Here is a 19,189-nt window from a genome sequence, read left to right as displayed (position 1 = left end):
GCGGGGCGGCCGGGCGGGTCCACGGACCCGGCGGGCCGTCCCGCTTCCGTACGTATCAGGGGGGTAGGGGATGGGATTCTTCGACGGCATCCTGGGCAGCCGGTCCGGCCAGTTCCAGTCGGGCAGCGCCTCGTCGAACGCGATCGAGCTGACCAGGCGACATCCGACGGTGTCGCTCACCAAACAGGGGGCGGTCCACGGCAATCTGCGCGTCAACCTGTCCTGGCGGATGCGCACCTCGGACATCGGCGGCCGCTCGGGCCAGAGCGGCCAGCTCTTCCGGCACCCCTTCAAGCTCTTCAAGCCCGACATGGTGCAGGCGCACACCCAGGGCATGGTCAACGTCGACCTCGACCTCGGCTGCCTCTACGAGCTCACCGACGGCAGCAGGGGCGCCGTGCAGCCGCTGGGCAACCTCCTCGGCGACATCAACGACCCGCCGTACGTGAAGCTCAGCGGCGACGACCGGTTCGGATCGGCGTCGGGCGAGACCCTCTACGTCAACCTCGACCACGCCGACGAGATCAAGCGGCTGCTGTTCTTCGTCTACATCTACGACCAGACCCCGGCGTTCGACCGGACCCACGCCCTGGTCACCCTCTTCCCGAGCGCCGGACCGCGCATCGAGATCGCGCTCGAGGAACGCCATCCGGAGGCCCGCTCCTGCGCGGTGGTGTCCTTCGAGAAGGTCAAGGGCGAGCTGATCGTGCGGCGCGAGGTGAAGTTCGTCTACGGGTTCCAGGCCGAGCTGGACCGGCTGTACGGCTGGGGGCTCCAGTGGGGGCGGGGCTACAAGAGCGCCAAGAGCTGACGCCGGGGCTCCCTACGGAGCCCCGGCGCCCCCACGGCGGCCGGTCCGGCGGGTCAGCGCCGGATGAACTGCGGGCCCTGCACCGGCAGCCGGAACGTCGGATCCCCGCCCGGACCCGGCACCGGAGCCGGGGACACCGGCTGCGGGTACCCGTAGGCGGGCTGGACGGCCGGCGGGGCCTGCGTGGGCGGGGCCATCGCAGCGGTCTGCTCGGCGGTGGGCCCTGCGGCGGGCTGCGCCTCGGCATCGGGGGCGTTCTCGTCGACCGAGATCCCGTGGTCGGTCGCGAGCCCCACGAGGCCGTTGGAGTAGCCCTCGCCCAGCGCGCGGAACTTCCACCCCTCGCCCCGCCGGTACAGCTCCCCGCACATCAGCGCCGTCTCGGCGCCGGTCTCGGGCCGGACGTCGAAGTAGGCCAGCGGGTCGGAGCTGCCGCCCGGGGAGGCGTCGTAGAGCAGGATCCGCAGGTCACGTACCCGGCGGAACGGCACGTCCTCGGCCGAGGCCACCACCAGGATCCGGTCCACGCTCGGGGTCACCGCGCGCAGGTCCGCCTGCACGGCGTCGGTGACCGCGTCGCCGAGCTGCTTCTTGCCGAGCCGCCAGACGGCTCCGGAGGGGTGCCGGGGCTGGTTGTAGAAGACGAAGTCCTCGTCCGAACGCACCCGGCCGTCGGGGCCCACGAGGAGCGCGGAGGCGTCCACGTCCGGAACCTCGGGGCCACCGGTCCAGCGCAGCACCGCCCGGACCGCCACCGCGGTCACCGGGATGTTCGAGCCCTTCTGCATCGAGTGCGTCATGCCCGTCATCCTGCCCTCCCGGGGTGGAGCGGGACAATGCGGCCCCCCGTAAGGCCTTGTCCCGAACGAAAGAGCTGGGCATGGTGCAAGGGGGTTACCTGAATTTCATGTGCTTGAGGAATTTTTGACTCGCGTTCGTACGTACTATTACCGGCCACGCCAGTTGGGCCGCCGAGGCAGTACGGGGGAAGCACATGCGTCACTTTGGGCACATATCGCCCAGCGTCCGTAAGGACCTCTTCCACCAGGAGCCAGCGGAGTTCACAGCAGCGTCCCCCGCCCGGATCCTCGCGGCGGCGCTCGGTGCCACCCTCTACAGCCCGGCGACCCGCCCCGCGCTCGCCGCGGACATCCGCAAGCAGGCCGGCCGCGGAGTCGTCTCCATGGTCCTCTGCCTGGAGGATTCCATCAGCGACGCCGACGTCCTCGAAGCCGAGGAGAACCTCGTCCGGCAGTTCGCCGCGCTCGAGGCCGACGGCACGGAGCACCCGCTGCTCTTCATCCGCGTCCGCACGGCCGAGCAGATACCCGACCTCGTGCGCCGCCTCGGCGGTGCCGTGCGGCACCTGGCCGGTTTCGTGCTGCCGAAGTTCACCGAGGGCCGCGGCACCGCCTTCCTTGCCGCCGTCGCCGAGGCGGAGGCCGCGAGCGGACAGTCCCGGCTGTACGCGATGCCCGTTCTGGAGACCCCCGACCTCCTCCACCTCGAAACCCGCATCGAGGCACTCGCCGGCATCTCCCGCACCGTGAACGCCCACCGCGAACGCGTCCTCGCCCTGCGGCTCGGCGTCACCGACTTCTGCTCCGCCTACGGCCTGCGCCGCACCCCCGACATGACCGCGTACGACGTCCAGATCGTGGCCGGCGTCATCGCGGACGTGGTGAACGTACTGAGCCGGGCCGACGGCACCGGCTTCACCGTCACCGGCCCGGTCTGGGAGTACTTCCGCAGCCAGCAGCGCCTCTTCAAGCCCCAGCTGCGCCGCAGCCCCTTCCTGGAGGAGGGCGTCGAGGAACTGCGCACCGCACTCATCGAGCACGACCTGGACGGGCTGCTGCGCGAGATCGAACTCGACCGGGCCAACGGACTGCTCGGCAAGACCTGCATCCACCCCGCCCACGTCACGCCCGTGCACGCGCTGTCCGTCGTCTCCCACGAGGAGTTCAGCGACGCCCAGGACATCCTGCGCCCCGAGCGCGGCGGCGGCGGAGTGATGCGTTCCGCCTACACGAACAAGATGAACGAGGTGAAGCCCCACCGGGCCTGGGCCGAGCGCACCATGCTGCGCGCCGAGGTCTTCGGTGTGGCGAAGGAGGAGGTCGGCTTCGTCGACCTCCTCACGGCCGGGCTCCAGGTGTGAGCCGGCCGGTGACGGGGCTGACGACGAGGGAAGGCAAGAAGATCGACACCGTGTGGTCGGGAACGTGGGTCGCGGACCGTCTGGGCGTGCGGCTGCAGGACGCCGAGGAGGCGGCCGGCGGCCCGCGGCTCGGCGAGCTCCTCGGGCTCGCGCTGCGCCGCAACCCGAAGCGGGCGCACCTGCTCGTCTCGCAGGTGCTGGGCAAGCACGTCCCGCAGTCCCCGCAGACGGTGTACGCCGCCGGGTACGGGCTCGGGCAACGGGTACGGGCGCTCCTCGGCGAGGAGGCGGCCGCCTCCGCGGTGGTCCTCGGCTACGCGGAGACCGCCACCGGGCTCGGCCACTGCGTCGCCGACGGCCTGGGCCCCGCGCCCTACCTGCACTCCACCCGCCGCCCCGTCCCGGGCGTGGAGCCGGCGGGCGGCTTCGAGGAGTCCCACTCGCACGCCACCTCGCACCTGCTGCTGCCGCAGGACCCCGGGCTGCTCGCGGGCTCCGGGGCGCTGGTCCTGGTCGACGACGAGTTCTCCACCGGCAACACGGTCCTGAACACCATCCGCGACCTGCACGCCCGCCACCCCCGCACGCACTACGTGGTCGTCGCCCTCGTCGACATGCGCTCCCCGGCCGACCGCGACCGCCTCTCGGCCTTCGCCGCCGAACTGGGCGCCCGGGTCGACCTCGTATCCCTCGCCTCCGGCACGGTCACCCTCCCGGAGGGGGTCCTGGCCAAGGGCCGGGCCCTGGTGGAGGAGCACGAAGCCGCAGGGCAGGACCAGCCCCTCCGGTCGAGGGGCGGGGTCCGGGGCGGAGCCCCGGCGGACGGCCAGCAGCCGGTCACCCGCGTCGCCCTCGACTGGCCCGCCGGGGTACCGGACGGCGGCCGGCACGGCTTCACCGCGACCCACCGCGCGGAGCTGGAGGCCGCCCTCCCGGACCTCACCGCCCAGCTGACGGCAGCGCTCGGCACGGAACCCGGCCGCGTCCTCGTCCTCGGCAACGAGGAGCTCATGTACGCCCCCCTGCGCCTCGCCAAGGCCCTGGAAGAGGCCGGCGCGGCCCGCGAGGTCCGCTTCTCGACCACCACCCGCTCGCCCGTGCTCGCCGTCGACGACCCCGGCTACGCCATCCGCACCCGGCTCGTCTTCCCGGCCCACGACACCCCCGCCGACGGCCCCGGCGACCGGTATGCCTACAACGTCGCCGGAGCCGGCTTCGACGCCGTCGTCGCCGTCGTCGACTCGGCCGGCGACACCCCCGAACTCCGGACCGGACTGCTCGACGCCCTCGCCCCGCACACGGGCCGCGTCGTACTGGCCGTCGTCCCCTCGTACGCACCCCGCGTACCCGACCGGCAGGAGCCGATCATGCCCGAGCCCCTGCGCGGCCCCGACTTCTCCTCGTACGCACCCGAGGACGTCGGCTGGCTGCTCCAGGACTTCTCCGACGTCGAGCTGGAGGCCCCGACCGAGGAGCGCGAGGAGGCCATCCAGGCGGGCGGCGCGCACTACGCCGAGTCCCTGCCCGTCGAATACCAGCCGTCCCGGCAGTACCAGGAGCTCTACCAGAGCGCCCTCGAGGCCTCCGCCGCCCGCATGGCCAAGGCCGTCGGCACCGTCACCGAGACCGTCCTCGCCGAGCGCACCCCGTCCCCCGTCCTGGTCTCCCTGGCCCGCGCCGGCACCCCCGTCGGCGTGCTGATGCGCCGCTGGGCCCAGGCCCGCCACGGCCTGGACCTGCCGCACTACGCCGTCTCCATCGTCCGTGGCCGCGGCATCGACGCCAACGCCCTGCGCTGGCTCGCCGCCCACCACGACCCGGCCGACGTCGTCTTCGTCGACGGCTGGACGGGCAAGGGCGCCATCACCCGCGAGCTGCGCGCCGCCCTCGCCGAGTTCGAGGGCTTCAACCCGGAGATCGTGGTCCTGGCCGACCCGGGCTCCTGCGTGGACACGTACGGCACCCGGGAGGACTTCCTGATCCCCTCCGCCTGTCTCAATTCCACGGTCTCCGGTCTGATCTCGCGTACGGTGCTGAGGTCCGACCTGGTCGGTCCCGCAGACTTCCACGGCGCCAAGTACTACCGCGAGCTCGCCGGGGCGGACGTCTCCGTCGACTTCGTCGACACCGTCGCCGCCCGCTTCGACGAGGTCGCCGACGCCGTCGACGACGAGGTCAAGGAACTGCTGGCGGCCGACCGCACGCCCACCTGGGAGGGCTGGGCAGCGGTGGAGCGGATCAGCGAGGAGTACGGCATCCACGACGTCAACCTCGTCAAGCCGGGCGTCGGCGAGACCACCCGGGTGCTCCTGCGCCGGGTTCCGTGGAAGATCCTGGCGCAGCGCGGCGCCGGGGCCGACCTGGACCACGTACGGCTGCTCGCCGAGCAGCGCGGGGTCCCGGTGGAAGAAGTGGACGGGCTCCCCTACACGTGCGTGGGACTCATCCACCCCCGATTCACGCGCGGCGCCACCGGCGCCGACGGAAAGGCTGTGGCCTCGAAGTGACTGTCCTCGTAGCCAGTGATCTCGACCGTACGCTCATCTACTCGACGGCCGCCCTGGCCCTGAGCATGCCCGACCCGGTGGCCCCGCGGCTGCTGTGCGTCGAGGTGCACGAGAGCAAGCCGCTGTCCTACATGACGGAGACGGCGGCCGAGCTGCTGGCGGGACTCAAGGAGGACTCGTCGGTCGTCTTCGTCCCCACCACGACCCGCACCCGCAAGCAGTACCAGCGCATCCGCTTCCCCGGCCGCCCCGCCCCGTACGCGATCTGCGCGAACGGCGGCCAGCTCCTGGTCGACGGGGTGCCGGACCGGGACTGGCGGCGGGCGGTGGCGGCGAGGCTCGCGGAGGAGTGCGCGCCGCTGGAGGAGGTCCGCGAGCACCTGCTGGCCGCGGCCGACCCGGCGTGGCTGCGCAAGGCCAGGGTGGCGGAGGACCTGTTCGCGTACCTGGTCGTCGAGCGGGCCCTGGTCCCCGACGAGTGGCTCAAGGCGCTGACGGAGTGGGCCGGGGCCCGCGGCTGGACGATCTCGCTCCAGGGCCGGAAGATCTACGCCGTCCCGCGCCCGCTGACCAAGAGCGCGGCCGTGCGCGAGGTGGCCCGCCGCACCGGCGCCACGACCACCCTCGCCGCCGGCGACTCGCTGCTGGACGCGGACCTGCTGCTCGCCGCGGACCGGGCCTGGCGCCCGGGGCACGGAGAGCTGGCGGACGCGGCCTGGACGGCGCCGAACGTGACGGCCCTGACGACGGCCGGTGTCACGGCGGGCGAGGAAATCGTCCGCGAATTCGGCCGGGCGGTTGCGACACTGACCGCATGACCAAGGGCAATACGACCAAGATCACGGACGAGCTGTACCAGTACGTGCTCGACCATAACCCCCCGCTGGACGCGGTCCAGCGGGGGCTGGTGGCGACGACGTACGCCAAGTTCCCCGACGTCGCCGGAATGCAGTCGGCGGAGGAGCAGGGGCCGCTGCTGGCCTTCCTCGTCCGGCTGACGGGAGCCCGCCACATCGTGGAGATCGGCACCTTCACCGGCTTCTCCACGCTCTCCATGGCGCAGGCCCTCCCCGCGGACGGCCGGATCGTCGCCTGCGACGTCTCCGAGGAGTGGACGGCGTACGGCCGCGAGGCCTGGGCGGAGGCGGGCGTCGCGGACCGCATCGACCTGCGGATCGCCCCGGCGCTGGAGACCCTGAAGGCCATGCCGGCCGAACCGCACATCGACATGGCCTACATCGACGCCGACAAGCAGAACCAGATCGCGTACTGGGAGGAGCTCGTCCCGAGGCTGCGCACCGGCGGCCTGATCGTCACGGACAACACCCTGTTCCACGGCACGGTCGTCGACGAGTCGGCCGACGGCGCCGCGGCGGCGGGCGTCCGCGCCTTCAACGACCACGTCTCGGCGGACACCCGCATGGAGTCGGTCCTGCTGGCGATCTCGGACGGCCTCACGCTCTCGCGCAAGCGCTAGCTGTATTGCCCAGCTAGCCCGCGCCCGCCCCCGGCCGGGGGCGGCTCAGCCGCAGCCGCCCCCACCGCAGCAGCCGCCGCCCCCGCCTCCGCCACGCATGGCGGGAGCGGGGGCGCTGCTGGTTCCGCCGACGGCGACGGCGGACAGCAGCTTGACGGTGTCGGCGTGCCCCGCGGGGCAGTCGGCGGGGGCGGACGACTCGGCCATGGGCCGGCTGACCTCAAAGGTGTCGTCACAGGTGCGGCAGCGGAATTCGTATCGAGGCATGCGCACAGATTAGGCGCTGACCCAGTCAGGAGCGTGCGACCTGCTGCTCCCGGGCGGCCTGCTCGGGATGGCGGGCGCGCCAGTACGGATTGTCGTGCGGCAGGGCGCTGCCCACCCGCCCGTACATCCCGAACCACATCAGCATCACGCCGACGACGAAGCTGAACAGCACGTTCTGGATCTCGAAGGCGAGGAAGTTGAATCCGGTGTCCAGCAGGGCCAGATTGACGAAGCCGCTCACGATGAACGCGATCCCGAGCACGATGTTGAGCGTGGACGCGAAGGTTCCGCCGATCACCATCCCGACGAACAGCAGCCCGCCGATGCAGATCGACAGGACGCTCAGCGCGCCGTTGGTGTTCAGGGCGAGCACCGTGTCGCCGCCCGTGTCGAAGAACCCGATCTCGTCGATGAGCCCCAGGATCCCGAAGACGACCAGCAGCAGCCCGGTCAGACCCGCGCCGACCCGGTAGACCTTGCTGAGCTTGTGATCGGCGGGCAGGTGCTCGTCGAGCTTGGCGTTGACGGGGTGCAGGGCGCGCTGCACCCAGTGGTGGGAGACCGGTGGCGTGCTGGGCGGGTAGGGCTCGTGGGGCACGTACGGCGCGTAGTTCTCATGAGGCTCCGTGCACCCGTAGAGCGCATGCGCCACATAACCCTCGGGCCCGTGACCGGTGTGTCCCCCGTGCCCTTCATGAGCCCGCGGAACCTCACGAGCCCCGCGAACCGGCTCGTGCCGCTCGCTCCGCCGCCCCCGGAAGAGGCGAGGCCGATGAGATGAGTGGAAAGCGTGGGCAGCCATACCGCCCTCCTCTACTCCGTTCCCGGCAACCCGGGCACCTCCAGCATCCGCCGCCACGCACCCCAGAACAAATGCAGGCCCGCCAGGCCCGCCGCGTCCGACCCTGAAGAGCACCGCCCGGCCGCGGAGCAGTACGTCCGGTACCGGATCAGTCTGACCGGCCGCGGCAGACCGGCACACCCGGCACCGGATCACCTGGACCGGCCGGGGACAAGCCCGGCCGGCCGCGGACCACACGGGACCGCGGACTGCACGGGACCACCCCCATCGGGCTCACGCGCTGCCGCGCCGGTCCCGGATGTCGGCCACCACCCGGCCCACCGAGAGCCGGACCTCCTCCATCTCCTGAAGGAAGTGCCAGTAGTCGGGGTGCCTCCCTTCCAGCCCGGCCAGCGCCCGCTCCACCCGCGCCACCGACTGGTCCAGCGGCCCCGCATGCCTGGGATCGGGCACGCTGCGGCCCGCCATCGCCAGGCGCTGCGCGTCGCGGATCGCGAACCGGGTCCGGTCCACCTCCGCCTGCGGATCCCGCGCCACCGCCTCCAGCCGCGTCAGCCGGTCCTGCGCCGCCGACACCGCCTCGTCGGTCGCGTCCAGGGAGGTGCGGACCGCCTCGATCAGCGCCGCGACATCGGCCCAGCGCTGCTCGTCCCGCGCCCGTCCGGCCTCGAACAGCCGGTCCTCCGCCTCCGCGACGTCCCGTACGGCCTGGTCCGGCACGTGCTGGAGGTCCTGCCAGCACGCGGCCGAGAACCTCCGCCGCAGCTCGCTCAGCACCGGATCCACCCGGTCCGCGCGGTTGCGCAGCGCCTGGGCGCGCGTACGCAGGCTCACCAGCCGCCGGTCGATCTCCGCGGCCCGCTCCGGGAGGCGCGCCGCCTCGGCCCGTATGGCCTCCGCGTCCCGAAGGATCCGGTCCGCGCGCTGCACCGTCTCCTGGACGCCGTGCAGGGCCGCGCCCTGGTTCAGCTTGGTCAGCTCCGGCCCCAGCGCGGCGAGCCGCGCCGCCAGGTCGTCGGCCCTCATCCCCTTGGCCCGTACGGAGTCCAGCGCGTCACTGGCCGCCAGCAGCGCCGCCTTCGCCCGCTCCCGGGCCGGCGCGACCCGCGCCAGCTGCGTCTCCGCCTTGTCCAGCAGCGGCTGCAGGCCCTGCGCGAACCGGTCCAGCTCGCCCTTGACCCGCACCAGCTCGTCCCGGGCCCGCGTCAACTGCTCCCGGGCGCGCGCGGCGACCGAAGCCTCCAGCTCCGGCCGGTCCAGGTCGTGCGCGTCGACCGCCTCGATGTACACGTGGCTGACCTGGTCGATCCGCTGCCCGAGCGCGGCGAACCCCTCGCTCGCCTGCCGAGCCGCGGGCGACCCGTCCGCCGCCGCGATCGTCTCGATGGAGATCCGCAGGTCCCGCTGCGCGGTGTCCAACTCGTAGAACGCGGCCGCGGCCGCATCCTTGGCCGCCTGCGCGTCAGCCCGCCGACTCTCGTCCCGCCCGCCGAACCACCGCCGGGATGCCGTCGTCACAATCCCTCTCCCGTACGCGTCCGCGCCATCCGTGCCCCGGTCCATTCTCCCCCACGGGAACGGGTTTGCGTGGGGGGTGTGCCCGGCATGTAGGCTGTCCACTCATCCACGGGTGCGTAGCTCAGGGGTAGAGCGCTGCTCTTACAAAGCAGATGTCGGCGGTTCGAAACCGTCCGCGCCCACCAGTCAAAAGGCCCCCAACCGATTTTGGTTGGGGGCCTTTGGCGGCTTCAGGTGACGGCAGTTCCTCACTCGCTCGGCCGTCGACGTCGCAGCAGCCGGTCCATGTGCCCCATTGCCTCAGGCCGGCCGCCGTCGGTCACTGCGTCATTGGGGGCTTCCCGGGCCACATCATGCAGTTCTGTCTGCCGACGGCGTGCGTAGCCCTCGTAGTCCTTGGCCATGGCTCTCAACCTGCCACAGAGGGAGCCGCGAAGGCCCCCACCTGTGAAGGGTGGGGGCCCTGTGCGTCAGGCGTTGGGGCGCTTGCCGTGGTTGGCCTTCTTCTTCTTGCGGGCGCGCTTCTTGTTACCTCGCTTGGCCATACGGGACATCTCCCTGCATTCGGGGATCTTTCATGGCTTCGCCAGTCTAGGTTCCGGGGCGCTTGAACTCCACAGGGCCCGCGTTCATCTGGATGGTTCCATCCGGGTGGAGGACCGGTCGGCGTTCGGTCATGCGGCCGCTGTACGCCTCGATGTGGCGGATGGCCGCGCCGTTCGGGGCGGTGAAGTCGACGAGCGCTATGGCCACCCAGTAGCGGGTCTTGGTGTTCTCGTAGAGCGGGACCGTGATCGTGGAGCCGCGGCCGTCGGTGACGATCACGTGGGCGCCGAAGCTGCGGAAGGAGCCGAAGCCGTTGCTGAGGGCCGAGTACGCGCAGAGCAGGACGTAGCCCTGTTGCTCCGGGCGGGTGATGCGGAGGGTTTCGCGGCCGGGCTTGCGGGCGTCGCCGTCCAGCTTGATGAACGGGGCTTCGTGGAGGGAGCCGAGGTTCTTGTAGTAGACGGCCTGGGAGTTCTTGGCGGTGGTCGGGCCGGTCTTGACCAGGGTGCCGGGTTCGGCCGTGCCGGGCTGGGCGTGGGAGGCGGGTACGAACAGGGCGTAGAGGTCCAGGTCGGCGCCCCGCTTGCGGCGCTCCTCGCTGCCGCCGTCCCACTCCAGGGTGGCGGTGACCACCAGTTCCTGGTCCTTCTTGTCCAGGCTGATGGAGGCCTGGCCGCCCTTGTTCAGGCTGATCTTGCCGAGGGGGCGGGGCCTGGGCGCGTTCGGGGCTGGAAGGGGCGTGGGGGCCGGAATGGGGGAGGGGGTCGGAGTGGGGGCCGGAGTGGGGGAGGGGCCTCAGAGGGGGCCGGGGTGGGGGGTGCGGCCACCGTCACGCCGAAGTCCGTGGCCAGGCCCGCCAGGCCGTCCGCGTAGCCCTGGCCGATGGCGCGGAGCTTCCAGCCGGGGCCGCGGCGGTAGATCTCCAGCAGCAGTACGGCCCGTTCGCCGTCGGTGAGCGGCGGGAGGAGGAACTCCACCGGCTCCGCGCCGGCCTGGGCGGCCTGCACCCGTACGTCGCTCACCTCGCGGAACGTCCGGGCGGCGTCGTCGGGGTCGCAGCTCGCGATCAGGACCACCCGGTCCACCCCGGCCGGCAGGGCGGACGGGTCCACCTCGATGCGCTCGGGCCCGGAGGCATCGGCGGCGAGGTGGCGTACCGCCCCGGACTCCGCGGACGGCTGGTTGTAGAAGACCAGGTCGTCGTCCGACCGGACCCTGCCGTCCACGGTGACGAGCAGGGCGCTGAGGTCCACAGGGGTGCCCGTGCAGTGGAGCGAAGCGGTGATCGGATGTGTGGTGATGGGCGTGTTTCCGCCCTTTTCGAGCACTGCCATGTCCGTGCACCCCCACGTGTCGCCGTCGATGCCGTCACTGTGTCACAGGGCCCCGGCCCCTTGGCGGCGTCCAGGGGCCGTGGGATCGTCGGGAGATGGGCGAGTGGCTGGCGTGGGGCGGGGCTGCCGGGGTCGTCGCGGTGGTGCTGGTGGTGCTGGAGCGGGTTCGGGGCACCGGGTTCGAACGGCGGCGCGAGGAGGAGCGGGCACGGCTGCTCGCAGGGCTCGCCGACCCGGAAGCTGCGGTTGCGGCCGCGCCCGAGATCCGGCCGGGAGCGTCCAAATTCCAGGACGTGGGCGCCGTACGGCCTTCCGCAGGGCAACCGGAGGCGCGGCGGGACGAGTTCACGCCGCTGCTCGTCGAGTACTACGCGTACGGACTGACGCAGGCCCGGAGCAGCTTCGCGGCCGGCCAGAGGTTCGCCGGGGTGGGCGCGGTGATCCTGCTCTTCGGGGTGGGGTCGGCCGTGTGGAAGGCCGAGAGCAGCGGGGACCTGTACCTCGGGATCGTCAGCGGCTCCGTCGGACTGGTCGTGACCCTGATCGGGCAGCTGTTCCACCGGCGGGCCGACATCGCGCTGCGGCACATGACCGACCAGACCGCCTCCCTGCGCGACGACCGGCGGGCCGCCGAGACCATGCAGCAGGCCATCGGGCTGCTCGACGCGGTCGAGGACCGGGAACTGCGGGCACGGATCCAGGCCGGGCTCATCATGAAGCTGTCCGGGGCGGAACTGCCCCCGGCATAGTGGAGGTATGTGCCGCTCGATCAAGACCCTGCGCCCGCCCGCCATCCCCGAGAAGGCCACCGAGGAGGAGATCCGCGCCGCCGCGCTGCAGTACGTACGGAAGGTGTCCGGATTCAGAGCACCCGCCGCGCACAACCACGAGGTCTTCGAGGCAGCCGTGGACGCCGTCGCCGAGGCCACGGCGGCGCTGCTCGACGGCCTGCAGGTACGGGGGCAGGCCGCCGTTTCGGCCTGATCATCATGCGTGGGCCGGTTACGCGGCCGCCGCGGGGACGGCCGCCTCGACGAGGGAGGCGGCCGGTTTCCCCCGGAGCCGCCACCGCCTCGACCTCCACCTCGGGGAAGCGCTCCGCGTACGGACGCATCTGCGCCGGGGCGGGCGCCACCACCCGCGGGCGGGCCCCGCGCAGGACGAGACCAACGGCCATCTCCGCGACCGGGGGCGGGCTCGGGTAACCGGATGCGGGCTCAGGCGGCCGAGCGGCGGCGCAGCAGCCACACGCCGGTGCCGAGCGCCCCGGCCGCGAGCGCCCCGCCCGCGGCGATCTGACCCGCGCTCATGGAACCGAAGCTGCCGCCGATCCCGCCGCGGGCGGCGCCCGAGATGACCTGGAGCGAGAGGGTGACGCTCTCGCCGCCGGGGCCGCCGCACTCGAAGAGGACCCGGTGGGTGCCGGTGGAGGCGTTGCGGAAGACGTTGGCGCTGCCGAAGAGGTTGGTGGCCTGGAGGTTGCCCGGCGTCAGGCGTACCTCGCCGAAGGCGGTCGAGGTGGCCCTGCCGATCTTGGTGCCGCAGCCCTCGAGGTTGAGGGCGACGCGGCCGCCGGGGGCGACGGTGCTGGGGGAGACCGTGGCGGAGGGGAAGGCGTAGGCGAGCGTGGCGGGGGTGACGGCGGCCACGGCGAGGGTCGCGGCGGCGACGGCCAGTACGCGGCGGGGGGTGCGGGGGCGGGGGCCGTGCCGGCTGTCGGGGGGTTGGGCGGGCGGCGTGGCGTGCGGCGGCGTGGCGTGCATGGAGTGAACTCCTCGGGCTCCTCGAAACGGCGCGGCCAGGGCACGGATGTGACGCGGATTCGGTTGCGCACCGTGCTTCGGACGCTAGGAGCCCGGCCCGGGCACGGCGCGCGGGGTCGGGTGAACGGGTGAGGCGTTGCTCCGGCCGGGGGAGCGGGGCGGCTGCGCGCGCCGCGTTGGGTGACGGGCTGCCGTGCGTGGTGCGGAGCTGTGGATGGGGTCATGGTGCGAGCCCGTCCGCTGCACAGGGCTTCCCCCACCCCGCCCCTTCCCGAAACCGGGCTCTGCCCGGACCCGGTCCTCACACGCCGGACGGCTGGAAGACCCGGGGCTCCGCCCCGGACCCGCTCCTCAAACGCCGGAGGGGCTGGATTTCGGCTGGTGTCGTCCGCGGCGTGCGGCGTGCGACGTGCGGCGGTCAGCGGTGCTGTGCCAGGCCGGTCACGTGGCCGGGGTGGGGTGGGGGCGGCGGAGGAGGAAGGCTGCCAGGGCGCCCGCTGCGAAGAGGGCCACCAGGGAGAGGGCGGTGCCGAGCCACTGGGTGCCCAGCCACTGGGTGCCGAAGTAGCCGAGGGCCACGCTGTAGCCGGCCCAGGCCATGCCGGCCAGGACCGACCAGGGGAGGAAGTCCTTCACCTTGCGGTGGGTCTTGCCCGCACCCAGCGACACCACCGAGCGCCCCGCCGGGGCGAAGCGGGCGATGACGACGAGGGCGCCGCCGCCGCGGGCCAGCGCCGTGCCCAGGCGCTCATGGGCCCGGGTCAGCCGCCGGGAGCGGGCGATGGCCCGGTCCAGCCGGGCCCCGCCCCGCCGGGCCAGCCGGAACGCCGCCATGTCACCCAGCACCGACGCGGTCGTGGCGATCACGAGCAGGGCGAGGATGTCCGGGACCTGCGTGGTCACCGGTACGGGCCCCGCTGCCCCGGCGGCCGCTGCCGCGGCGGCCGCGGTGATCACCAGGACCCCGCTCGGCAGAACCGGAAGGAACACGTCGAGCACGACGGACACCGCCACCACGGCGTAGATCCATGGGCTCGCGGTCAGCGACCCCAGAGTCTCAAACAAAGCGGGACTCCCCAGTCCGGTTGACGTGCTGCGGCATGAAGCGCCGCGACGTCGCGGGGGAGCGGCAGGAGCGGCTGACAGCCATACAGCGTACGCCCGGCGGCCACCCCTTGAACCCCCGGGGCCGCCCCTCATCTCAGGTGTGTCAGCCGCACCACCACTTACATCGCGTCGGTCAGCTCCCGGTCCAGCAGGGTCTCGAGCTCGGCGCCGCTCTTGCCCTTCCTGCGCGCCTGGTGCAGCTGAAGCCGCGCCGTCCGGGCCGAGAGGGCCAGCGTCATCAGCTGGTTCCCGAACCAGGGGCCGCCCGTACGCCGCCAGCTCAGCGGCGGCCGGCCCGTGCGCCCGTGGCGGGTGAAGCCGCGGCCCAGCCACCGTCCCGTCCGCGACCAGCCCAGCCGGAAGCCCCACTTCACTGCGGTGTGGATGGAGTTGTGCACCGGCGAGCACGTCAGCTGGAACACCCGCGCCGTACTCGGTATTCGAGGTTCGGCGACATACGCGTGGTGCACGTCCCCGGACAGGACGGCCACCGTCGCCGGCGCCCGCGGCCCCGTCGCCACCTCTTCGATCAGATCCGTCAGCATCGCGAACGAGGCCGGGAACGCGGCCCAGTGCTCCAGATCGCTGCGCCGCCGCAGGTTCTCCCCGATCCGCGCCCACCGGGGCCCGCGATCGCCGCGGCACACCGCGGCGTTCCACGTCTCCGCGTCGTGGATCAGCGGCGGCATCAGCCACGGCAGCGACGACCCGATGAGGAGGTGGTCGTAACCGCCGTGTCCGGCCAGGGCGTTCTCGCGCAGCCACTCCAGCTCCGCCGGGTCGAGCATCGCCCGCCCGTCCTCGGCGAGCACCCGCGCCGCGCGGGTGTCCACCATGAGCAGCCTGGTCCGGCCGAAGTCGCGCCGGTAGCTCCAGCGCACCGTGCCCGGATCGGCGTCGGCCGAGGCTGCGAAGGCCCGGAGCGCATCCGTGCCGTCGGGCGTCTGCCGGATCGCCGCATACAGCGCGTCGGCCTCCAGCTCGGCGGGCGAGAGATTGCCCAGGTGCTGGTACACCCAGTACGACATCAGCCCGCTGAGCACCCGCTCCTGCCACCAGGGCGTCGCCCGCATCTCCGCCAGCCAGGCCGCGCTCGTGTTCCAGTCGTCGATGACGTCGTGGTCGTCGAATATGTGCAGGCTCGGCACGGTCGACAGCAGCCAGCGGATCTCCGGGTCGAGCCAGGACTCGTAGTAGAGCCGCGTGTACTCCTCGTAGTCGGCGACCTGAGCACCCGGCGCCTCCCGCAGATCCCGCCGGGCGGCCAGCCACTTCCGGGTCTCCTCCGACAGCGCGTCCGCATACACCTGGTCGCCGAGCAGCAGCAGGACGTCCGGGCGCACCGCCTCCCGGTCGGCGGCGAGCCGTGCCGCGAGGGTGTCGAGGGCGTCCGGGCCGTGCCGCCCGTGCCGCCCGGCGGGCGGTGCCGCCTGGCGGCACGAGCCGAAGGTGATGCGCACGCCCGGGGCGGTCCGGCCGGCACCCGGGCCCGCCACGGCCGGCATGCCGATCGTGCTCGCCGGAAAGCGGCTGTCGGGCAGCGGCCACACCCGCACCCCGTCGAGCAGCACCTCGTACTCCGTCACCGCGCCCGGGGTCAGACCCGTCACCGGAACGAGTGCGTAGTGATGGCCGGCTATCTGGAAGGTGCGCACGCTGCCGCCCGCCCCGTCCGCGCACCGGACCTCAGCCGTGCACGGGCGGTCCGCCTCGACCCATAGGGTGGCCGACCGGCCCGTGTCCCAGTCGACATGGCGCAGCAGTGGCCCCAGACGCAATCCGGCCATGCAACTCCCCCTCCTCCATATCCCCTTGGATCAAGGTACGCCGGGGAGGGGGAGCCGCGCCTCCCCCTGGCGGGGGAGAAGCGGGGGAGAAGCGGAAGGAAGGATCAGCAGCCGTTGAGGACGTTCACCAGCGCCGTCTTCTCGGCGGAGTCCATGCTCAGGCCCCAGTACTGCTTCACGTGCACCCACATCCGCGCGTACGTACAGCGGTAGGCGGTCCGCGAGGGCATCCACTCGGCGGGGTCGAGGTCGCCCTTGGCCTGGTTGACGTTGTCGGTGACCGCGATGAGCTGCGGGCGGGTGAGGTCGTTGGCGAACTGCTGGCGCTTGCTCGTGGTCCACGAGCTGGCGCCGGAGCGCCAGGCCTCGGAGAGCGCGACGACGTGGTCGATGTCGAGGTCGGAGGCGGCGGTCCAGGTGGCGCCGTCGTACTCGGAGTACCAGCTGCCGCTCACGGAGGCGCAGGAGGAGTCCGTGACGACGTTGACGCCGTCCCGCTTGAGGACGGTCTCGCGGGTGTTGCAGGTGCCGGAGACGGTGCTCCAGTGCGGGAAGAGGTCGCGGCTGTAGCCGGAGCCGGAGCCCTCTGCCTGCGGGGTGACCGTCGCCAGATAGGCGCGGGCGGCCGCGGCGCTGATGGGGGTGGGCGGGGCGGCCTGGGCGGTGGGGGCGTTGACGAGGGCGGTCAGCGCGGCGAGGGCCGCTGCCGATGCGAGCACGCCGAGTCGACGCGCGTAGACATTGGATATGAGTGCCATGAGGGGCCCCCTGGGTGGGGGGATGGTGGCCGTGCGGCCCCGGCGGGGCGCGGCCATGCTGTCGGCGCCGGGTTTCGCAGGGATGGGCGCCAGGTGACAGCCTGGCGACATGTGCACGTCACATCAAGTCGTGCAAGGCCCTTGTTTCAAACGGAAGTTGAGATTCCGGGATAGGGAGGGATGGTGGGGTCGGACCCTTCGGGACCAAAGGCCTATTCCGGGCGCGGCCGGGCGTCGCGTACTCTGTTCGGAGCAGAAGGGGAGTAGCTCTTCGCCGGACCGTCGACATACTGCTGGGTCATCCCAGCCGGCGCCCGGAGGCAGACCGCGAAAGCGGACCGCCAGCGAGACCTTCGGCCGCAGTGTCCTGTCCGTGTGGAAGCGCGTTTCGTGCGCGCGTACGCAAACCAGGGCGCCGCCGAGCCGAAGCGACCCCTGAAGCACCCCAGGTCTCTCGGTACCGATGGCGTCCTGCCCGACCGATTGAGGTTCCACCTCCGTGTTCAGCTTCACCGTGCTGGCGATCGCCTTCGGCGTCGTCTTCCTCGCCGAGCTCCCCGACAAGACGGCCCTCGCCGGCCTGATGCTCGGCACCCGCTACCGCGCCTCGTACGTCTTCGCAGGCGTGGCCGCCGCCTTCGCCGTGCACGTCGCGCTGGCCATCGCGGCGGGCAGCGTGCTCACCCTGCTCCCACACCGGCTCGTCCAGGCCGTCGTGGGCGTCCTCTTCCTGGCGGGCGCGGCGATGCTGCTCCTGAAGAAGAGCGACGGGGAGGAGGAGGTCAAGCCGCCCGCCGACCAGTCCTTCTGGAAGGTCTCCGGAGCCGGGTTCATGCTGATCCTGGTGGCGGAGTTCGGTGATCTGACCCAGATCATGACCGCCAACCTCGCCGCCCGCTACGACAACCCCGTGTCCGTCGGCCTCGGCGCCGTACTGGCCCTGTGGGCGGTCGCGGGCATCGGCATCCTCGGCGGGCGCACGCTGATGAAGTACGTGCCGCTGCGCCTGATCACCAAGGTTGCGGCGGCGGTCATGGCGGCGCTGGCGGTGTTCTCGCTGTACGAGGCGATCACGGGCTGACCGTCGGGACGGCGGCCGTGGTGGATGGCGGGCGGTGGGCCGAGTGGTCCGTACGGCCGGGACGGCTCGGGCGACCTGGGCTGCCCGGGCTGCCCGGGCAGCCCGGTGGCCCGGGCGGTCTGGGATGCCTGGGAGGCCTGGGCGAAGGTCCTGCCGATGGATGGCCCCGCCTCGTCGCATCGCTCTACTGCGGCCGTGGTCTCCAACCTGCCGGCCCCTGAGCGTTGGAGGGGTGGAGAGCGGCGGTGTCCGAGCTGGGCGGAATCAGAGTGGTCTTGGGGGGTTCCCGGCTGTCCCATCGTCCTTCCGGTTCGGGCCGGTCCGTCAAGAGCGCTCCTTCGTCGCGTCGCTTCGCGATCGCCTTCGGCGACCCTTGACCGACCGTCCCGCCCCGGAAAGACAAAGGACAGCCGGGAACCCCCCAAAAGGACGGGCCGGTCCGAGGACAAAGGACGGCCGTGTCGACGATGCCCGACCCCGCTCCGGCCCCCACTTTCCCCTCGGGCCCTGCCAGGCCGATCCCCGGACCGGGCAAGCGCAACGGATCGCTACGCGCTTCGCCTTGACGGCGTCCGACGGCCGCCTGGGGCTGGTCATAGCGCGACAGATCGCTACGCGCTCCTCGATGACGGCGTCCGACCGTCACCTGGGGCTGATCACAGCCGATGAGGGGGCCCGGAGGTGAATCGGTCGTCCGAAGAGGCCGATGGGAGAGGTGAAGGGGTGAATCCTCGGCCCATCCGAGCTGTATCCACCTCAAGACGCAGGCCTCACCACAAACTCACCACTAAATCCCCCCATTTAGGGCAATTTAACTCCTTCTTTCGACTGGCCTGCTGCCTGACGTGAGTACAGCTCGGCATGGCCGCTGTTTGGTGCTGTTTCTTCCCCATGGCGGCGGTCAGGCGCCGTCTTTGAGGGGTGGGTAGTGGTCTGTGGCGGCTTTTGACCAGCCCCGGACGGCCGTCGGACGCCGTCGGCGAGGAGCGCGTAGCGATCTGGGGCGAGACCAGCCCCGGACGGGTCGCAGACGCCGAGATCCGAGGAGCGCGTAGCGATTTGGTGCGCCCGATCTGCCCCGAGGGTCTTGTGGTCGAGGTTTGGGGGTGGGTGGCCGCCTGCCCGGTGCGGATGGCGGCCTGTGAGGGCCCGAGGCCGGGCCCGGCCCCGGCCGAAGCAGGGCTGGACATCGCTGAGATGGCCGTTTGTCGTCGTCTCCCCCGGCCCGTTCTTTTGGGGGTTTCCCGGCAGTCCTTGTCTTTCCGGGGCG

The 19,189-nt window shown here is 72.2% G+C and carries 19 protein-coding genes and 1 tRNA gene; 9 read left to right on the top strand and 11 right to left on the bottom strand.

The genetic code is table 11. From position 1 onward, the window contains the following. Window positions 1-70: 70 nt before the first annotated feature. Window positions 71-811, top strand: a complete 741-nt coding sequence (locus tag ACIGFK_RS37500) for a Tellurium resistance (protein WP_376659781.1) — start codon at window positions 71-73, stop codon at window positions 809-811. A 53-nt stretch (window positions 812-864) separates the two neighbouring features. Here ACIGFK_RS37500 and ACIGFK_RS37495 read toward each other — a convergent pair whose 3' ends face one another. Beyond that, window positions 865-1,611, bottom strand: a complete 747-nt coding sequence (locus ACIGFK_RS37495; protein ID WP_376659780.1) for a TerD family protein — start codon at window positions 1,609-1,611, stop codon at window positions 865-867. Between the two features lie 194 nt (window positions 1,612-1,805). Between ACIGFK_RS37495 and ACIGFK_RS37490 the strand changes: the two genes are divergently transcribed. From ACIGFK_RS37490 to ACIGFK_RS37475, 4 genes are read left to right on the top strand one after another with little or no spacing between them, the layout of a single operon-like run. Continuing rightward, window positions 1,806-2,972, top strand: coding sequence for an HpcH/HpaI aldolase/citrate lyase family protein (locus ACIGFK_RS37490; RefSeq protein WP_400055459.1), 1,167 nt, complete (start codon window positions 1,806-1,808; stop codon window positions 2,970-2,972). Between the two features lie 8 nt (window positions 2,973-2,980). Continuing rightward, a complete protein-coding gene (locus ACIGFK_RS37485; RefSeq protein ID WP_400055457.1) occupies window positions 2,981-5,479 on the top strand; it encodes a phosphoribosyltransferase in 2,499 nt (832 codons plus the stop codon). Continuing rightward, complete coding sequence (locus tag ACIGFK_RS37480) at window positions 5,476-6,297, top strand: HAD family hydrolase (RefSeq protein WP_376659777.1); 822 nt, start codon at window positions 5,476-5,478, stop codon at window positions 6,295-6,297. The genes ACIGFK_RS37485 and ACIGFK_RS37480 overlap by 4 nt, the downstream gene beginning before the upstream one ends. Next, window positions 6,294-6,956 carry an O-methyltransferase gene (locus tag ACIGFK_RS37475; protein WP_376659776.1) on the top strand — a complete coding sequence of 221 codons (663 nt, stop codon included), beginning with the start codon at window positions 6,294-6,296 and terminating at the stop codon, window positions 6,954-6,956. Before ACIGFK_RS37480 ends, ACIGFK_RS37475 begins: the two co-directional genes overlap by 4 nt. Before the next feature lie 45 nt (window positions 6,957-7,001). Here the strand turns inward: ACIGFK_RS37475 and ACIGFK_RS37470 are convergent, their stop codons facing one another. The 3 genes from ACIGFK_RS37470 to ACIGFK_RS37460 all read right to left on the bottom strand — a co-directional run bounded on the left by ACIGFK_RS37470 (window position 7,002) and on the right by ACIGFK_RS37460 (window position 9,588). Continuing rightward, window positions 7,002-7,223 carry a zinc ribbon domain-containing protein gene (locus ACIGFK_RS37470; protein ID WP_376659775.1) on the bottom strand — a complete coding sequence of 74 codons (222 nt, stop codon included), beginning with the start codon at window positions 7,221-7,223 and terminating at the stop codon, window positions 7,002-7,004. 25 nt (window positions 7,224-7,248) lie between these two features. After that, window positions 7,249-7,770 (bottom strand): DUF4383 domain-containing protein, encoded by a 522-nt coding sequence (locus tag ACIGFK_RS37465; RefSeq protein ID WP_376659788.1) that lies wholly within the window; start codon window positions 7,768-7,770, stop codon window positions 7,249-7,251. Window positions 7,771-8,298: 528 nt separating this feature from the next. Then, entirely contained in the window at window positions 8,299-9,588 is a 1,290-nt protein-coding gene (locus tag ACIGFK_RS37460) for a hypothetical protein (protein WP_376659774.1), read from the bottom strand. 65 nt (window positions 9,589-9,653) lie between these two features. Here ACIGFK_RS37460 and ACIGFK_RS37455 point away from each other — a divergent pair. Beyond that, window positions 9,654-9,728 (top strand) — tRNA-Val (locus ACIGFK_RS37455). Between the two features lie 285 nt (window positions 9,729-10,013). Here ACIGFK_RS37455 and ACIGFK_RS37450 read toward each other — a convergent pair. The 3 genes from ACIGFK_RS37450 to ACIGFK_RS37440 are packed head-to-tail and all read right to left on the bottom strand — an operon-like array spanning window position 10,014 to window position 11,423. Continuing rightward, window positions 10,014-10,088, bottom strand: a complete 75-nt coding sequence (locus ACIGFK_RS37450) for a 50S ribosomal protein bL37 (RefSeq protein ID WP_099895366.1) — start codon at window positions 10,086-10,088, stop codon at window positions 10,014-10,016. Window positions 10,089-10,134: 46 nt separating this feature from the next. Then, window positions 10,135-10,722: a hypothetical protein gene (locus ACIGFK_RS37445; protein ID WP_400055455.1), complete on the bottom strand. Its 588-nt coding sequence runs from the start codon at window positions 10,720-10,722 to the stop codon at window positions 10,135-10,137. Window positions 10,723-10,772: 50 nt separating this feature from the next. Beyond that, the gene (locus ACIGFK_RS37440; protein WP_400055453.1) at window positions 10,773-11,423 is read right to left on the bottom strand and encodes a TerD family protein; all 651 of its coding nucleotides are present in this window, start codon (window positions 11,421-11,423) and stop codon (window positions 10,773-10,775) included. A 95-nt stretch (window positions 11,424-11,518) separates the two neighbouring features. Here ACIGFK_RS37440 and ACIGFK_RS37435 point away from each other — a divergent pair, with 95 nt between their 5' ends. Both ACIGFK_RS37435 and ACIGFK_RS37430 read left to right on the top strand, forming a co-directional pair. Beyond that, on the top strand, window positions 11,519-12,172 hold the full coding sequence (locus ACIGFK_RS37435; RefSeq protein WP_376659771.1) for a hypothetical protein: 654 nt from the start codon (window positions 11,519-11,521) through the stop codon (window positions 12,170-12,172). A gap of 7 nt (window positions 12,173-12,179) precedes the next feature. Further along, window positions 12,180-12,407, top strand: a complete 228-nt coding sequence (locus ACIGFK_RS37430) for a DUF2277 domain-containing protein (RefSeq protein WP_376659770.1) — start codon at window positions 12,180-12,182, stop codon at window positions 12,405-12,407. A 233-nt stretch (window positions 12,408-12,640) separates the two neighbouring features. On the opposite strand, the gene ACIGFK_RS37425 is transcribed toward ACIGFK_RS37430, so the two are convergent. The 4 genes from ACIGFK_RS37425 to ACIGFK_RS37410 form a co-directional block, all read right to left on the bottom strand. Further along, window positions 12,641-13,186 (bottom strand): hypothetical protein, encoded by a 546-nt coding sequence (locus ACIGFK_RS37425; RefSeq protein WP_376659769.1) that lies wholly within the window; start codon window positions 13,184-13,186, stop codon window positions 12,641-12,643. 441 nt (window positions 13,187-13,627) lie between these two features. After that, window positions 13,628-14,251, bottom strand: a complete 624-nt coding sequence (locus ACIGFK_RS37420) for a DedA family protein (protein ID WP_386472542.1) — start codon at window positions 14,249-14,251, stop codon at window positions 13,628-13,630. Between the two features lie 161 nt (window positions 14,252-14,412). After that, window positions 14,413-16,080: an alkaline phosphatase D family protein gene (locus ACIGFK_RS37415; protein ID WP_400055450.1), complete on the bottom strand. Its 1,668-nt coding sequence runs from the start codon at window positions 16,078-16,080 to the stop codon at window positions 14,413-14,415. Window positions 16,081-16,184: 104 nt separating this feature from the next. After that, window positions 16,185-16,829 (bottom strand): HNH endonuclease family protein, encoded by a 645-nt coding sequence (locus ACIGFK_RS37410; RefSeq protein WP_386472551.1) that lies wholly within the window; start codon window positions 16,827-16,829, stop codon window positions 16,185-16,187. 508 nt (window positions 16,830-17,337) lie between these two features. Here ACIGFK_RS37410 and ACIGFK_RS37405 point away from each other — a divergent pair. Next, window positions 17,338-17,919, top strand: coding sequence for a TMEM165/GDT1 family protein (locus ACIGFK_RS37405; RefSeq protein WP_376659766.1), 582 nt, complete (start codon window positions 17,338-17,340; stop codon window positions 17,917-17,919). Window positions 17,920-19,189: the final 1,270 nt, after the last annotated feature.

Source organism: Streptomyces sp. NPDC085524 (assembly GCF_044541755.1).
GTDB lineage: Bacteria > Actinomycetota > Actinomycetes > Streptomycetales > Streptomycetaceae > Streptomyces.
The sequence above is the reverse complement of the archived record's forward strand: the minus strand, read 5'-3'. Positions and strand labels throughout refer to the sequence as shown.

Bases quoted from the DNA above. Each gene is read 5' to 3' on its own strand.
- ACIGFK_RS37460 (WP_376659774.1), bottom strand. From the start codon at position 9,588: ATGGACCGGGGCACGGATGGCGCGGACGCGTACGGGAGAGGGATTGTG.
- ACIGFK_RS37500 (WP_376659781.1), top strand. From the start codon at position 71: ATGGGATTCTTCGACGGCATCCTGGGCAGCCGGTCCGGCCAGTTCCAG.
- ACIGFK_RS37435 (WP_376659771.1), top strand. From the start codon at position 11,519: ATGGGCGAGTGGCTGGCGTGGGGCGGGGCTGCCGGGGTCGTCGCGGTG.
- ACIGFK_RS37470 (WP_376659775.1), bottom strand. From the start codon at position 7,223: ATGCCTCGATACGAATTCCGCTGCCGCACCTGTGACGACACCTTTGAG.
- ACIGFK_RS37425 (WP_376659769.1), bottom strand. From the start codon at position 13,186: ATGCACGCCACGCCGCCGCACGCCACGCCGCCCGCCCAACCCCCCGAC.
- ACIGFK_RS37440 (WP_400055453.1), bottom strand. From the start codon at position 11,423: ATGGCAGTGCTCGAAAAGGGCGGAAACACGCCCATCACCACACATCCG.
- ACIGFK_RS37430 (WP_376659770.1), top strand. From the start codon at position 12,180: ATGTGCCGCTCGATCAAGACCCTGCGCCCGCCCGCCATCCCCGAGAAG.
- ACIGFK_RS37415 (WP_400055450.1), bottom strand. From the start codon at position 16,080: ATGGCCGGATTGCGTCTGGGGCCACTGCTGCGCCATGTCGACTGGGAC.
- ACIGFK_RS37495 (WP_376659780.1), bottom strand. From the start codon at position 1,611: ATGACGCACTCGATGCAGAAGGGCTCGAACATCCCGGTGACCGCGGTG.
- ACIGFK_RS37490 (WP_400055459.1), top strand. From the start codon at position 1,806: ATGCGTCACTTTGGGCACATATCGCCCAGCGTCCGTAAGGACCTCTTC.
- ACIGFK_RS37475 (WP_376659776.1), top strand. From the start codon at position 6,294: ATGACCAAGGGCAATACGACCAAGATCACGGACGAGCTGTACCAGTAC.